Annotated in this window: 13 protein-coding genes; 9 read left to right on the top strand and 4 right to left on the bottom strand. The window is 58.9% G+C overall.

The window, feature by feature from the left end; translation table 11 throughout:
* The first annotated feature begins 3 nt into the window (after nt 1-3).
* Nucleotides 4-579 (top strand): 5-formyltetrahydrofolate cyclo-ligase, encoded by a 576-nt coding sequence (locus IE089_RS10950; RefSeq protein WP_189477856.1) that lies wholly within the window; start codon nt 4-6, stop codon nt 577-579.
* Between the two features lie 26 nt (nt 580-605).
* On the opposite strand, the gene IE089_RS10945 is transcribed toward IE089_RS10950, so the two are convergent.
* Nucleotides 606-1,292, bottom strand: a complete 687-nt coding sequence (locus tag IE089_RS10945) for a winged helix-turn-helix transcriptional regulator (RefSeq protein WP_189477855.1) — start codon at nt 1,290-1,292, stop codon at nt 606-608.
* Between the two features lie 143 nt (nt 1,293-1,435).
* Here IE089_RS10945 and IE089_RS10940 point away from each other — a divergent pair, with 143 nt between their 5' ends.
* Entirely contained in the window at nt 1,436-2,209 is a 774-nt protein-coding gene (locus IE089_RS10940) for a methyltransferase family protein (RefSeq protein WP_189477854.1), read from the top strand.
* 44 nt (nt 2,210-2,253) lie between these two features.
* On the opposite strand, the gene IE089_RS10935 is transcribed toward IE089_RS10940, so the two are convergent.
* Together IE089_RS10935 and ilvA are read right to left on the bottom strand one after the other, a co-directional pair.
* A complete protein-coding gene (locus IE089_RS10935; protein ID WP_189477853.1) occupies nt 2,254-2,400 on the bottom strand; it encodes a hypothetical protein in 147 nt (48 codons plus the stop codon).
* A 193-nt stretch (nt 2,401-2,593) separates the two neighbouring features.
* Complete coding sequence (gene ilvA, locus IE089_RS10930) at nt 2,594-4,123, bottom strand: threonine ammonia-lyase, biosynthetic (RefSeq protein WP_189477852.1); 1,530 nt, start codon at nt 4,121-4,123, stop codon at nt 2,594-2,596.
* Between the two features lie 147 nt (nt 4,124-4,270).
* Between ilvA and rpiA the strand changes: the two genes are divergently transcribed.
* Nucleotides 4,271-4,945: a ribose-5-phosphate isomerase RpiA gene (rpiA, locus tag IE089_RS10925; RefSeq protein ID WP_189477851.1), complete on the top strand. Its 675-nt coding sequence runs from the start codon at nt 4,271-4,273 to the stop codon at nt 4,943-4,945.
* Between the two features lie 34 nt (nt 4,946-4,979).
* On the opposite strand, the gene IE089_RS10920 is transcribed toward rpiA, so the two are convergent.
* A complete protein-coding gene (locus IE089_RS10920; RefSeq protein WP_189477850.1) occupies nt 4,980-6,374 on the bottom strand; it encodes an FAD-binding oxidoreductase in 1,395 nt (464 codons plus the stop codon).
* Nucleotides 6,375-6,520: 146 nt separating this feature from the next.
* On the opposite strand from IE089_RS10920, the gene IE089_RS10915 reads away from it, so the two are divergent.
* From IE089_RS10915 to IE089_RS10890, 6 genes are all read left to right on the top strand, one after another.
* Entirely contained in the window at nt 6,521-7,081 is a 561-nt protein-coding gene (locus IE089_RS10915; protein ID WP_229802713.1) for an RNA polymerase sigma factor, read from the top strand.
* 141 nt (nt 7,082-7,222) lie between these two features.
* A complete protein-coding gene (locus tag IE089_RS10910) occupies nt 7,223-8,203 on the top strand; it encodes a FecR family protein (protein WP_189477849.1) in 981 nt (326 codons plus the stop codon).
* Between the two features lie 85 nt (nt 8,204-8,288).
* Nucleotides 8,289-11,270 carry a TonB-dependent receptor gene (locus IE089_RS10905; protein WP_189477848.1) on the top strand — a complete coding sequence of 994 codons (2,982 nt, stop codon included), beginning with the start codon at nt 8,289-8,291 and terminating at the stop codon, nt 11,268-11,270.
* Between the two features lie 29 nt (nt 11,271-11,299).
* A complete protein-coding gene (locus IE089_RS10900; RefSeq protein WP_189477847.1) occupies nt 11,300-12,205 on the top strand; it encodes a class I SAM-dependent methyltransferase in 906 nt (301 codons plus the stop codon).
* A 62-nt stretch (nt 12,206-12,267) separates the two neighbouring features.
* Entirely contained in the window at nt 12,268-13,050 is a 783-nt protein-coding gene (locus tag IE089_RS10895) for a SapC family protein (protein WP_189477846.1), read from the top strand.
* 132 nt (nt 13,051-13,182) lie between these two features.
* The gene (locus tag IE089_RS10890) at nt 13,183-14,346 is read left to right on the top strand and encodes an aspartyl/asparaginyl beta-hydroxylase domain-containing protein (protein ID WP_189477845.1); all 1,164 of its coding nucleotides are present in this window, start codon (nt 13,183-13,185) and stop codon (nt 14,344-14,346) included.

Here is a 14,346-nt window from a genome sequence, read left to right as displayed (position 1 = left end):
CTTATGCAGACGCCGCCAGACACCGACAAGTCCGCTTTGCGCACGCAATTGAAACAACGGCGTGCGGGTGTCTCTGATAGCCAGCAACGACAGGCCTGCGAGGCCATAGCAAGGCATTTGGTCGGCAGTGCTCTGTGGCCGGACGCCACTCGCATAGCTCTGTACCTGCCACACAATGCCGAAATCAGCCCGCTGGCCGTGGCAGACGCGGCGCGCGACGCTGGAAAGACACTGTTTTTACCCGTTGTTGGCGACAATCACGCCCTGTGTTTCAAGGCCTGGCCGGCGGGCAGCGAGCTGCGACCCAACCGATTCGGTATTCCCGAGCCCGCCGCCGGCGGGCCTGTTCTCGCCGAGGCACTGGACTGTATTCTGGTACCGCTGCTGGGCTGGAACCGTAGGGGGGTGCGTCTGGGCATGGGCGGGGGTTACTACGACAGGGCGCTGGCAGCCATTAGCGACACAACGCTTGTTGGCGTTGGCTACGCCTGTCAGGAATGCGACACCCTGTCCCCGGAAGCCTGGGATGTTTCCATGAACTACATTCTCACGGAACAAACCCTGATCGCCTGCGACTAGCGCGTGAGCACCAGCCGCAGTAATGCTTAAGCGCTCCGAGACTGGGGCCTAACCTCTGCGTAGCTGGACACAGGAAACCAGCGACTCACTGATCGCTGCAGGGCGGCAGCGCCGGTCACGCTTATTTCACCATTGTTCACTGCCTTCTCTACGGGCAGATCCCCGAGAAAAAGCCCGGCAAACACAGCCAGGGAAGCCGTGAGATAAACGTCAACATCAAACCCCGGATCCTCATTACATAAATCAACGGAGCTTCCCTCAATCACCAGCCACCACTGGCTGGTGTCGGCGCCTGAAACAATGAAGCACAGGGTATTTCGCCCGTCTGGCAGTGTGGCACTGTCCAGCGCCCGATGAAGATCCCACATCAGGGTCCCCGCATCCAAATCAGCATCACACAGTTGATCCCTAGCCCATCGCAAACCCCAGCGTGCTAGGGAATCAACAATGGGCGCCAACTCCTTCGCTGCAGCAGTGAGGCGGTAATCGCCCCGTTGCTGCCCGGCGGCTTTCTGATGCACAACCAAACCGTCCTGCTCCATTTTCTTCAGTCGTGCGCTCAGCACCGACGGGGAAATACGCGGCAGGGCCCGCTGAAACTCGGCATAGCGCGTGGACCCGAAAAAAAGCTCACGCAATAGCAGCAGTGTCCATTTATCACCGAGAATTTCGGAGGCTTTCACAGTCGGACACAGGCTTCCGGGGCTACTCATCAGAATTCTCCGGTTACTACGGAATACATAGCGCGTTACTACGGATCACATAGTAGAAGGTGGTTTGACGGCAGACTACATTAAATCTCAACCAATGCGCGAGGCTCAGCCCGCGCCGTCTACTCAACATAAGGAGTATCGACATGTCCTTCCTGTCTCACGCCACACGCCTGCTGATTCGCGGCCTGGGCATGGTCTACGGCACCGCCAGTTACGCGTTTTCGATGGCGATGTTTGTGCTATTTATTCTGTTTGCCATCAACCACGTTGGTCTGCTCGGTTACCCCAGTCTCAACATCGACAACCTGAACGGCCCGCCATCCGAGCATCCCGTTCTGGTTAATCTGCTACTGCTTGCGCTGTTCGCATTGCAGCACAGCATTATGGCCAGACCTGCATTCAAGCTGGCGCTGTCCCGGCTGCTGCCGACAAGTTGGGAACGAGCGACCTATTGCCTGGCAACAGGCGTGGTGCTGCTGATGCTGGTGCAGTTTTGGCAACCCATGAGCGGCCAGCTATGGTCGGTCGAGCAACCCGTTCTGCGCGGCATCCTCACAGGAACCTATTATCTGGGCTGGGTCATCTCGCTCGCTGCCACCTTTATGCTCAACCACCTCCACCTGTTTGGACTGCAGCAGGTATTCAAGGTGAGCGACCCGGATTCGGGCATGAAGGTGTTCCGCACGCCGATGTTTTACCAACTGGTTCGCCACCCCATTCAGACAGGCGTCGTGGTCTCAATGCTGGCGACACCGGATATGTCGCTGAGCAGGGCCATGCTCGCGCTGGGTATGCTGGCTTATGTGGCAGTGGGCCTTGCCCTGGAGGAGCGGGATCTGGTGCGCGAATTCGGCGACACATACCGGGACTACAAGCAACGTGTACCCGCGGTGATCCCCGCACTCTGGCGGCGATAGATGTGGAGCTCTGAAGGGCAGCCTGATGGCTGCTCTGCCGAGTGTCAGTCGGTGATGATTACGCCGGCCTGCAGAGCCGAGGCGGGTGCCGCTACCGAATCGCTAGACACCATGGGTGTCAGAAGTGTGATGACTACGCCGATTCCAAATACGGCCAGCAGCACCAATAGTGCATCTGGTTTACGTTTCACTATTACTCTCGCTTTAAGCTATGTCCCTACGGGGCAGTGCTCTGTGGCACTTTCTCCCAGTTCGTCAAAAACCGCGGGCGCGTTTTTGTCGATACACACTATTTTGTAATTATTTCACAAACGCGGAGAAGTCTACCCCAGCGGTTCACCCCTGAGAACCCCATAGACACTGGAATCTGTAGATTTTTGGGGGTTAAGCCTCTGGCTGACCCAAATAGAGCAGATAGGCGCGGTTTTCCGACTCATCCCAGTAGCGATAGCCGACCTCATCCAGCACCTTGGCGAACGCTCGACGGTCCTTTGCGGGCACCTGAACACCAACCAGAATACGGCCATAGGCCGCACCATGGTTGCGGTAGTGGAACATGGAAATATTCCAGCGCTGGCCGAGGCCCGACAAAAACTTGAGCAAGGCTCCGGGTCTCTCCGGGAACTCAACCCGATATACCGCCTCGTCTTCAATATGATCGGGCGCACGACCGCCCACCATGTAGCGAATGTGCACCTTCGCCAGCTCGTTATCCGTAAGGTCTTCGGTCTCGTAGCCTCGAGCCTCAAGCTCTGCCAGCAACTCGGGTAGGTCATCGCCACCCGGTGAGACGGTCAGGCCAACAAACACTCTCGCGATGGCATCATCGGTGTAGCGATAATTGAACTCAGTGATATTGCGTCGGCCCAACGCACTGCAGAACTTGCGAAAGCTCCCCGGCGTTTCCGGGATAGTGACACTGATGACCGCTTCACGCTTTTCACCAATCTCGGTACGCTCCGAGATGTAGCGCAGGCGGTCGAAGTTGGTGTTGGCGCCACTCAGGATGGCCAGCATATGCTGGTCACGCGCACCGGTGCGCTCCACGTACTTCTTCAGTCCGGCCAGTGCCAGCGCCCCCGCTGGCTCGGCGATGCCACGGGTATCCTCGAAGATATCCTTGATCGCGGCACACATTTCATCGGTGCTCGCGGTTATCACCTCGTCCACTGTTTCACGAATGACGCGGAAGGTCTCTTTGCCCACCTGGGCCACGGCACAGCCGTCGGCAAACAGGCCCACTTCCGGCAGCGTTGCACGCCGGCCTTTTTCAAGGGCTAACTTGAGGCAAGCTGCGTCTTCAGGCTCCACACCGATGATCTTTGTTTTCGGCCATACATAGCGCACATAGGCCGCCACACCTGCTAGCAGGCCGCCGCCGCCTACGGGTACAAACAGCACATCCAGAGGTTGCTGGTGCTGACGGACAATCTCCATGCCAACGGTCCCCTGTCCGGCAATCACATCGGGATCGTCGAAGGGGTGCACGAAGGTCATCTGTTTCTCGCTCACCAGTACCTGCGCATGCACCGCTGCCTCGTCGAAAGAGTCACCGTGGAGGACAACGCGGGCACCACGCCCGCGCACTGCATCCACCTTTATCTGTGGCGTAGTGCGAGGCATCACGATAGTAGCCTTTACCCCCATGCGCTGTGCGGCCATGGCAAGACCCTGAGCATGGTTACCGGCAGAGGCAGCAACAACCCCGCGTTGACGCTGCTCCTCGGTCAATCGCTGCATCTTGTTGTAGGCACCGCGCAGCTTGAAGGAAAACACCGGCTGCAGATCTTCGCGCTTAAGCCAGACGCGATTACCCAGCCGAGCCGAGAGCAGGCCAGCTTCGTCTACCGGGGTCTCCCGCGCCACATCGTACACGCGAGCGTCGAGAATACGTTTTATGTAGGACTGGGGCATGCGCCTGCCCTTTTTCCAATCGAACGAAACATCTTAATCAACCGCCCCCGCCATTGCAGCACCGTACGCCGCCCGGATTTCGGTATTTTTCGTGATCGGGCAAGCAGCCTCACCTATACTGACGGCCGCCGTACAGGAGAGTCCGCGATGAATCAGCAAGAGATGAAACAGGCCGTTGCCGATGCGGCACTGGCGCACATCAAGCCCAGGCTGGAGGACGACACCGTTTTGGGTATTGGCACCGGCTCCACCGCCAACCTGTTCATCGATGCGCTCGCACCACTGGCCTCCAGCATCAATGCCACGGTGGCCAGCTCAGAGGCGTCAGCACAGCGGCTTAAATCCCACGGAATTCCCGTATTCGATCTCAATACCCTGGACCGCGTGGATTTCTACATCGACGGCGCGGATGAGACGAACGAGGCACTGCAGCTCATCAAGGGCGGCGGCGCCGCGCTTACCCGAGAGAAGATTGTCGCAGCGGTGGCGAAGGAGTTTGTTTGCATCGCCGACGAGAGCAAGCGAGTGAAAACCTTGGGCGGCTTCCCCTTGCCCGTCGAGGTGATTCCCATGGCTCGCAGCCATGTGGCCAGGCAGTTAGTAAAGCTGGGCGGCGATCCGGTATATCGCGAGGGAGTGACTACCGACAACGGCAACATCATCCTGGATGTCTTCAATTTCAGCATCCCGCAACCGCTGGATATCGAGGACAAGATCAACGCAATCACCGGCGTCGTCACCAACGGGTTGTTCGCACACCGACCCGCGGACGTGTTGTTGCTGGGGACACCTGACGGTGTGGAGACAATACTCGCGCAGTAAACGCGGAGTGCAGCGACCCGGTTTTCTTGTGCGCCTAGTCGAAGATCTTTCCGGGGTTCATGATGCCATGCGGGTCAAAAGACGCCTTGATGCCGCGCATAATCGCCAGCTCCGCCGGACTGACGGAGTACGGAAGGACACTCTTCTTTAACAGTCCTATGCCGTGTTCGGCGGAGACGCTGCCCCCATACTCTCGCACCACCTCACTAACCCAGGTATTGACCTCGCCACAGCGTTCAGAAAACGTTTGTATATCCAGGGCCTCGGGTTTCAATACGTTCAGGTGCACATTGCCATCGCCAATGTGGCCGAACCAGACAATCTCGAACTCCGGGTAGGCTCTGCCAACGATCTCGTCGATAGCGGCCAACATATCGGGCAGCTTTGAGATGACGCTGGAGATATCACTCTTGTAAGGAACCCAGTGTGAGATGATTTCTGATATTCGTTCACGGAAGGCCCAGAGCTGTTGTGCCTGGCCAATCGACTGGCTCATCACAGCGTCGCTGGCCCAGTGTTGCGAGGCCACGGCGGCATACAGATTCTGCGCAGCATCGGCGTCACTTTGCTCAAACTCAAGCAAGGCATAAAAAGGGCTTTCTACCTGCACGGGACGCTGCCAGCCGGTGGCCTCGCAGACCTTATCCAAGGCTTTATCCGAGAAAAATTCAAAGGCATTCAGGGTGAGAGTGCTACGGGCTGCCTTTAACACTTCAATGATTGCGGGCATGGATGGGCAAGCCATAAGCATAACGCTGTGAGGCGCCGGCGGGTTTACCAGTCTAACCGTGACCTCAACAACAATGCCAAGGGTGCCCTCTGAACCAATCACCAGATGCCGCAAGTCGTAGCCGGCATTGTTTTTCACCAGCCCGCGATTGAGATCCAGAAGCTCGCCCGTACCGGTGACGACTTTCAGGCCAGCGATCCACTCCCGGGTCATCCCGTAACGAACTACCTTAATGCCGCCCGCATTGGTCGCCACGTTACCCCCAATCTGTGAACTGCCACTGGAGGCGAAGTCCACCGGGTAGTACAGCCCCTCGCGTTCGGCGAACGACTGTATTTCCCCTGTGGTCACTCCAGCACCACAGCGAAGTGTTCCGTCCACCGGGTTGAATGCATCGATCGTATTCAGTTTGTCGAGGCACACCACCAACTCGCCATCGGTAGCTACAGCACCGGCACTGAGTCCGGTGCGTCCGCCGGAGGGAACCAGGGCAAGACTATGCTCGGCAGCGTAGATCACCAGCGCCTGCACATCGGCGATGCACGTGGGGAAGACAATCGCCAGGGGCGCCGGCGTGTAGTAACGCGTCCAGTCTGTGCCGAAATGCGTCAAGCTTTGCTGGTCAATCAGCACGTTGGCCGCGCCCAGCAAATCTCGCAGTGCTTCGATGCGCTGCTGCTGAGTTGACTGATGACTCATAGACGGCTGCCAGGTGACTTTGCCGCGATGCTAGCACAAGCGCCCGACAGACCGGCCTGCCGGACGCAGCATAGACGCTGTCAGAAGCACTCGCGTACTATGTTCTCTATCACCAGCAATACCCAACCAACGGACAGCCGCAAGCAGTGAGCGACGAGGACAAAAACAGGTTTCTGGCCACTATGGTCGACGAGCACGGTACTGCGCTGGAGAAGTACCTGTCTCGTAAACTGGATAGCCCTGACGATGCCGCTGAAGTTGCTCAGGAGGCTTATCTTCGCCTGCACCGGCTCGAAGCTCCCCAGGAGCTGGATAACGCCAGGGCCTTCCTATTTCAGGTCGCAACCAACCTGGCCGTCGACCAGCTGAGGCGGCGATCACTGCATTTTCGATTCCTCAAAACAGAAAAAGCTTACAGCGTTGAGGGCGAACCACAGGACCTGAACGCCGCTACCGCCTCGCCTGAACAGATCATTGGCGCCCGCCAAAAGCTCCGGGCCATTTACCGGGCTGTTGATGACATGCCGGTGAAAGTTAAGCAGGCGTTCCTGCTGCATCGCCGCAGCGGCATGTCTTACAACGATATTGCTGAGGAAATGCAGGTCTCCGTGTCCTCAGTGGAGAAGTATATTCTGCAGGCCCTAAAGCTTTGCCGGGCTCGACTCAGCGCGGCGTTCCCGCCCGATGACGACCCCACAGAAGGTTGAGTTTTTTATGCGGGATTTCCAATTTCACTCGTTTCAGGTGATACACGCCACACAAATGGCGGTATATGACTGTACTGCTCTGCTGATTGCAGGCAAAACACTGAGAGGGCCTTGGGCAGGATGCCCGGGTTAATGCACGGAATGACAGCGCAAAAACAACAAGAATTGTCAGCACAGGAGCAAGCCCTTGCGTGGGTTACCCGCCTGCGATCACCGGAAGCCGGTCTGGAAGATCGCACTGAATTTGCGCTGTGGCTCGCAGCATCTACCGCCAACTCCCATGCTATGGACGATGCACTGTCGTTATGGGATGACCTCGAGGCCGTTAAACACCTCCCCTTCGGCTATACGGCTAACACACAGATTGCCGCCGCCAACCAATCGCGCTGGTGGCTGAGCGCAGGTGTTGCTGCCGCCGCAGTACTGGCGGCGGTGCTGGAACTGCCCTTAAACCAGCCATCGCCTACCGAGCCAGCACAATCCTATGCCACCGAGCTGGGCCAGCGCGATGACGTACTGCTGCAGGACAGTTCCCGAATCAGCCTGAATTCCGATTCTCAACTCAGCGTGAGCTACACCGAGACCACACGGGATCTGACTCTGGAGCGCGGCGAAGCGTATTTCGAGGTTGCTAAAGACAGCAGCCGCCCCTTCACTGTCAGTACAAATATTGTCGATGTGATGGCTGTCGGTACAGCGTTCAATATTGATCGCCGCGAACAGACCACAGAAATTACTGTCACAGAAGGCGTGGTGCGCGTAACTAAAAGGCGCGGTGGCAGCGCCGCCGAGAGCGCCATTCTGAAAGCCGCACAAAAGATCACCGTTAACGATCAGGGCCTGGGTGCCATCGAATCCGTCGCCGGTGCAGAAGATACGGCCTGGCGTCGCGGCGAGCTGGTGGCCAACGGTGTACCACTGCACGAGCTTGCCGCGGAACTGGAGCGCTACTCCGCAACCCGGATCCGCTTTGGCGATGCAGAAGTTGCCGGTCTCAGCGTCTCCGGAGTATTCCCCCTGGATGAAACCGACACCGCATTGCAGGCCATCGCCCGCAGTCTCGAACTCACTATTGTGCCGGCCGGCGACAATAGCGTGCTGTTGCTTAACGCAGATCACTAGGCTATAACGGCCACTTCACCCGACTCGAGGTAAAACCTCAAAGTTTCAACAGGTTACTGCTACCCGTAGTCACCTTAGGGTTGTTATGTCCAGCTCCGAGCGCCAAGCAAAAAGCCGCGCTTTTGCGCGCCTGCGCCACCGCATTGCTGCAGTGGGGGTAGCTCTGTGTCTGAGCACCGGACTTAAGGCCAGCCCCGAGAGCAGCGCTCACTTTGTTATTGATGCTCCACAGTTATCACCCGCGCTGATTCAATTCAGCCGGCAAAGCGGCTTGTCCATCGTCTTCCCGGACCACCTTGCAAGGAATATTGAAAGCCGCCCGATTCAGGGAACTCTCAGCAGCGCCGAAGTCCTGGACCGCCTACTGGAGGACACCGACCTCGATTGGGAACTGATCGAGAGCCGCATCATCGCCGTGTATTCCAAAGACTGCGAATCCAGCAGGGACTGCGCCAGCGCCGCAGACACCATCAGTCGTTATCCGGTGTATGTGCCTGGGCTCGAAGAGACTTACGTCTACGGCAGCCAGATGACGGGTTCACGCATACGTCGGCCCGGCTATGAAAGCGCAGCCCCGGTGGATGTCCTATCGGCACCCGAGATCGAGCTATCGGGCGCACAGACCCTGGGAGAGTTGCTCAAGTTTGTACCGGCAGTGGCTGGCAACTCTCTCAGCACGGCCATCTCCAACGGCGGTGACGGCACCGCCAGCGTTACGCTGCGTGGTCTGCCCGCTAGCAACACGCTGGTGTTAATCAACGGCCGGCGGGTCGCGAACGATGGCCTTGCGGGCGAATCGGTGGATCTGAACAGCATCCCGCCGGCGGCGGTGGAGCGCATCGAAATTCTCAAAGACGGCGCATCGGCGATTTACGGTTCCGATGCTATCGCGGGCGTGGTCAATGTGATCATGAAACGCGATTTTTACGGTCTGCTGGCAGAGACCTTCTATGGTCAGACGCAGGAAGGCGACCTCGATACACAGACACACACCCTGCAGTATGGCACCGGGTTTAATCGGGGCTCCCTGTTCATCACCGGTAGCTATTACAAACAGGACCCCATTTTCAGCCGCGATCGGCGCGTCTCTCGTTCAGCAGACACGCGGGACCGCGGCGGCGCCGACCAACGCTCGAGTGCAACGCCGAATGCAAGAGTGGTGCTGCCGGATCGCAGCGCCGTCATTGCCGAGGGTCAGGGCTACAGGCCGATCGGCAGTAATGACCTGTTCGATTTCGCGGACTTCACCACAGCAGTGGTTCCCCTGGAGCGCTCCAGCCTGTTCGCCAACGGCAGTTTTGACTTCAGTGACCAGGTCGTCGCGTTTTTCGACATGAGCTTTGTCGACACCAGTGCTAACGCAACCCTGGCACCCACGCCGGTGTTTACCGGTTTTGAACAGACGCCACTGGTTGTTTCGGCAGACAATCGCTTTAACCCCTTTGGTAGCGATCTCACCGATGTACGCAGGCGATTAGTCGAGTTTCCCGATCGTCGCCAACGCAACGAATCAACGACAACTCGAGTGGGGCTCACACTTGAGGGGCTGGCCGCAGACTGGAACTGGGACCTGAGCGTCAATTGGAGCCGCAGCGAAGCCACCGAGACTCTGTCGAACATCGTCAACGCCGATCGCCTGCGCAGGGCGCTTGGGCCGGACGCGGACTGCCAGGGCGCAGACGTTGATGGCTGTGTGCCTGTGGATTTGCTGGGACCCGCCGGGAGTATTGACGCAGCACAGGTAGATTTCTTGCGCGTGAGTGGCGACGTCAGCGGCTACACCCGACTCACCAGCTTCAGCAGCAATGTCAGCCGATCGTTATTCGAGTTGCCCGGCGGCCGATCAGACATTGCCGTGGGCTTTGAGCATCGACTTGAAGCAACCAGCAAGCGCCCAGACGCGCTACTGGCATCAACCGGCACCATTGGGGGCACCAATTTCGAGGCCACGCGAGGCGACCGGCGTATCTCAGAGCTGTATGCCGAGACCATCCTGCCGCTCTGGAAATCCACCACCGGCTACTCATCACTATCGGTGGAGGCTGCACTGCGCTTTTCGGACTACAGTGACTTTGGCGACAACACCGCACCCAAGTTAGGCGCGCGCCTGCAACTGGGACCCTCGGTGCTGCTGCGCAGCACCTACGCAGAGGGCTTCAGGGCGCCCAGCCTGAATGAACTGTACGAAGGCGCCTCTGAAAGCCAGGCCTTCATCGACGACCCCTGCACGCGTCCAGAAAATGTAGGAACCCTCCCCGGCTGCAGTGCGGTGGCGGACAGCAGCCGCAATCAGTTCCTGACGGTGACCGGCGGCAATCCGGAACTGGAAGCGGAAACCTCGGAAAGTTTCAGTGCGGGCTTCTTATGGACTCCCGGTATCATCACAGGTCTGTCGCTCTCGGCGGACTACTTCAACATCGACCAGGACAATGTGGTGTCCTCGTCAGCGCAATTTGTGGTCAACCAGAACGCGCGCTTTGGTCGCTTCGAAGAAAATGTGATCCGCGACGAAAACGGCAACCTCACCTTGGTACAGGCGACCAACGTCAACGTGGGCCAACGCAAGGTCAAGGGTGTAGACCTGGCGTTTAACTATCAGGCCCCGGGCCGCAGTTGGGGCAAGCTTTCCCTCTCGGGCAGCGCCACCTATCTCGATGAATACCTCGCGAGACTAGACGCCTCGTCGGGCGCTGTCGATTTGGCCGGCACCTTCGGCGACGAAGCGTCGGAGGGCCTTGGCGGCATACCGCGCTGGAAAGGCCAGGTCGGCGCACGCTGGGAACGCGAACGCTGGCAAGCCAGTTGGGAAATTCATTTCGTGAGTGACATGCGGGAGATCGTCCCAGGCACGGAGCGCCACCGAACTATCGATAACTGGATGGTGCACGATCTCCAACTGGGCTACACCTTCGATGTCCTCGAAGGCTTACGCTGGAGTGTGGGCGTGGACAATGTGCTCGACGAGGCCGCACCGCTGGCAGCCTCGGGGTTCAATGATAATATCGATGGGCGCACCCATGAGCTGAAGGGTCGCTACTGGTACACCAAGCTCAGCCAGCGTTTCTAAGCGTCGGAAATGGCGATAGCATTCACTGCATGACAAGCACTGATAATCCCTGGTCCCTCTACTGGCAGGCCGGACACGGCGACAGCTGCGTGGCCACTGCCAGTGCCGCAGACCAGGCCTATGTTGCCCGCATCTGGCGGGTCTGGGCCAAGTTGTTACCCAAGAGCGCACGCGTGCTTGATCTTGCCACCGGCAACGGCGCAGTCCCTCGCGCGTTACTCATTGACCAACCCGATCTACGCATCACCGGCGTGGATCTGGCAGACATCGCACCCGCTGCCCTGCTGCAAAAACACCCGGAGCTGGCGCCCGTGGCGCTACAGGGCGGCGTCGATGTTTGCCAACTGCCCTTCCCCGACGCCAGCTTTGAGGGTGTGACCAGTCAGTTTGGTATTGAATACGCTGATCTGGGCACCGCCCTGCCAGAAGCCTTGCGCGTTCTTGCACCGGGCGGCCAGCTGCGCTGTCTCATGCACCATGCCGATAGCGCTGTTGTCAGCCCTGCAAAGCCTATTGTTGAGGAGATCGACGCTCTGCAGTCAGACCGTGGGCCACTCTCTGTGCTGAACGCCGTGCTCGCCGGACGCGCTGGCAGCGATGAACTGGAGGCCGCCGGTCGCACCTACCTCGACAGCTCGGCCGTGAAAACCCGCCATATATCGGGGCAAATCTTCCAGGGTATCGGCCAGATAATGCAGCGACTGCCGCAGCAGCCAGGGGAGGCAGGCAGCCTGGCTTCAACGATGCAGTCTCGACTGGATGCGGAGAAGCAACGGCTTCAACAGCTGCAGTCAGCAGCACTGGATGAGCGCTCGGCGAGCGCCGCTGCAGACGCCCTGACGCGTGCTGGCGCGCGCGATGTCTCCGTGAAGGTCATCAAGTTGCCGGGCGATGACAATGCCTTGCTGGGTTGGCAACTGGACGCCCTAAGATAGAAGGTGCCTGCAGGCGTCAGCAGGGGTATCATTCGCACCCTCTAAAGTAGTGAGGTTTCGCCATGAGTGACCAAGAACAAGCCGGCGCCGCCAGTGTGCGCGCACCTTCCGGCACGATGTATCTTTACAAGCAGCCCGAGTACCTGAATCGCGAGGACCACGGCAACCTGGGCTGGCGCACCCCCGAAAAACCTTTTGGTTTCGCGGCAACGATCAATTCAGTACCTGTGGTTGCATCCGAGATTTCTTCGGCACAGAAAAACTACCCGGTTGTGTTCTCCGGTATGGAAAACCCCGTGCCGATTGCGGTGGTCTCTCTACTTCAGGATCGCAATATGTTTGTGCGTGACGACGGCCAGTGGGAGCCCGGTGCCTACGTGCCCTCTTACCTGCGCCGCCACCCCTTCGCCACCGCCGTGGGCGAGAACGACCAGTTCGCCATCGTTATTGATCGCGCCTCCGAAGCGATCAGTGAAGACCCGGAGACTCCGTTCTTCAACGGCGACGTGGTTTCCGAGCAGACCCAGTCAATGATCGATTTCTGCGGCCGCTTCGAATCAGAGCGCAAGCGCACCAAAGAATTCAGTGACCGCCTGGTCGAACTGAATTTGCTGTCTGAGCAGCAGGTCAATGCACCCGGAGACGACAGCAAGCGCATTGCCAGCTTCGTCGGTGTCGACGTACAGAAAATGAACGACATCTCGCCAGATGTACTGCAGGAACTGCACCAGAATGGCTTCCTGGGTTACATCTTTGCGCACCTGTTCTCGCTGGAAAACTGGAACCGCCTGTTGGCGCGGCGCTCCGCAATCATCGCGGCTGCCAGCGCCAACGATCCGGCCTGAGCCGCAACGGCATTGCACCCCGGCTAGCCGCGGTGCAATCGCCAGACCCATCTGCGCCGTGCTCACCCCAACCCACGTTCTGACTGCTGAAGTTGCTCGCTCTGAGTTAAGCCCGCGACGCGCTCCCCGCCTATGACGACTGACGACCTGACAGCAGCCGTCGATGCTGCCTTTGAGCGCGGCGACGCGGAGCAAGGCCTGGCGCTACTGCGCGAGCTGGCTGACACGTCCCAAGATCCTTCCGTGCTTCATCGCCTGGGTGTAGTTGAGGAACAGATAGGCTCGGCAGAACATGCGCTGAGCGCACACCTGCGCTGCCTCCATGCTGCCAAAGGGAATCCCACCGCGTACCTCTATGCGGGCGCCAGCCTTTATCAGCAGGGACGAATCGCAGAAGCGCTGGCAGTGTATTCACTGGGCACCGATCTCGACCCCGACTTGCTGGTTGCGCCCTCGGGTCGAGACACAGACCCACCGACAGCGCAGCGCTGGAACCACTGCCAGGGGGTGTTGCGTCACCATCTCAGCGAATTACACCGATCGCATGTCGCTGACAGCTCAGCCCGCTTGGCAAAGAGTGCCTGGGTACAAACCCATGATGCACCCCTGCCCGCGCCGCAATCTGGCCAGCGCCCGTATCTGTTCTACATACCCAATCTGGACGCACAACCGTGGCATCAGGCAGACACGCAGGCCTGGGCCAGTTCGCTGGAAGGTAGCACCGACAAGATCATCGCTGAATTCGAAACCGCATTGCCTGCAATTTTGCATCAGGGTCGGCCGTATCTGGATGCCAGCGCGGCCACACCCGCGGGTATGGAGCCCCTATCGGGCTCACTGAACTGGACAGCGCTGGACCTGTTTCGGGACGGGCAGCGCACAGACATTGCCAATGCCTTCCCGGACACACTGGAATGCCTCAGTGCCGCCCCTTTGTATGCGCTAGGCGATGCGCCTCAGGAAGTTTTCTTCTCGCTGTTAAAACCCGGCCAACACATCACGCCGCACTTTGGGCTGTCCAACCACAGCCTGACCGTGCACCTGCCTATCACGATCCCACCCGACTGCTCGCTCACCGCCGGCGGTGAGTCACGACCATGGCAGGCTGGGAAGCTGGCGATCTTCGACGACAGTTTTCTGCACGACGCCATCAATCGCAGCGAGCAGGAGCGCGTGGTGCTGATCTTCTCCATCTGGCATCCCGACCTGACAGATAAGGAACGCCACGCCATACGGTCAAGCTTTCAGGCGAGGCAGGACTGGCTAGACCAGCGAGTGCTGCCACCCTGCCCCTGA

It is taken from the genome of Parahalioglobus pacificus (genome assembly GCF_014652275.1).
Taxonomy (GTDB): Bacteria; Pseudomonadota; Gammaproteobacteria; order Pseudomonadales; family Halieaceae; genus Parahalioglobus; species Parahalioglobus pacificus.
The sequence above is the reverse complement of the archived record's forward strand: the minus strand, read 5'-3'. Positions and strand labels throughout refer to the sequence as shown.